Source organism: Acrocarpospora sp. B8E8 (assembly GCF_039871605.1).
Taxonomy (GTDB): domain Bacteria; phylum Actinomycetota; class Actinomycetes; order Streptosporangiales; family Streptosporangiaceae; genus Acrocarpospora; species Acrocarpospora macrocephala.
Genome location: NZ_JBDPLV010000207.1, coordinates 1 through 1,158, shown reverse-complemented (window position 1 = coordinate 1,158; position 1,158 = coordinate 1). Strand labels below are relative to the sequence as shown.

General features: G+C 67.8%; 1 protein-coding gene. It reads left to right on the top strand.

The window, feature by feature from the left end:
- Positions 1 to 1,091: RNA-guided endonuclease IscB (iscB, locus tag ABGB08_RS54630; protein WP_347608536.1), on the top strand; the 1,091-nt coding region annotated here is incomplete at its 5' end.
- Between the last annotated feature and the right edge of the window lie 67 nt (positions 1,092 to 1,158).

Genomic DNA, 1,158 nt, shown 5'->3' with positions numbered 1-1,158 from the left:
GCGGGAGTCGCACCGGCATGTACTCGTTCCAACTTGATCACCGAGGCGGGCAGATCCGCGACAAGCTCAGTGCACGTTCGAGCCACCGGCGGCGACGCCGGTCGAAGAATCTGCGCTACCGCGCCCCCCGCTTCTCCAACCGCACAAAGCCGAAGAGCTGGCTCGCCCCGTCTCTGCGGCACCGTGTGGAGACGACCATGTCGTGGGTGACCCGGCTGTCACGCTGGGTTCCGGTCCGAGCTGTCCACATGGAGCTGGTGGCGTTCGACACCCACGCCCTGTCAGCGGGCAAACCCTTGGAAGGAGTGGAGTACCAGCAGGGCACTCTGGCTGGGTACGAGGTGCGGGAGTACCTGCTGGCCAAGTGGAAACGCACGTGCGCGTACTGCGGCGCGACCGGCGTGCCGCTGAACATCGACCACGTCCGCCCGCGCAGCCGGGACGGCTCCGACCGCATCTCCAACCTCGCCGTGGCATGCGTTCCGTGCAACCAGACCAAGAACGCGACACCTGTTGAGGAGTTCTTGGAGGGCAAACCAGCCCTCCTGGCGGAGATTCTCAAGCAAGCGAAGGCGCCATTGCGGGACGCGGCGGCGGTCAACTCGACCAGGTGGGCGTTGTGGCGGGCGCTGACCGCCACCGGTCTGCCCGTGGCCACCGGTTCGGGTGGGCGAACCAAGTGGAACCGGTCCCACACCGGCGCCCCGAAATCGCACACCTTGGACGCGCTGCACGTCGGCCACCTAGACGCGGTGACCGGCTGGCCGAGCGTGGTCCTGGTGGTGAAGGCGACCGGGCGCGGCTCATACGCCCGCACCACCTCCGACAAGTACGGGTTCCCCCGCTTGACCCGGCCACGGATCAAACTGCACCACGGTTTCCAAACCGGCGATCTGGTCCGGGCGAACGTACCGAAGGGCAAGAGAACCGGGGTCCACACAGGACGGGTCCTGGTTCGCTCCTCCGGCTCGTTCGACATCACCACCCGGCACGGCCGCGTCACCGGGATCAACCACAAGCACGTCCGCGCCCTCCAGCGGGCGGACGGCTACGGCTACACCCCCCAGAAAGAAGCTGATCACAGTGACTGACCGGTCAGGGCACGCTCGGGCCTCGGCGGCCCTCCCGCTCCCGATTCCTCCCCGGCCTGAAGGCCGG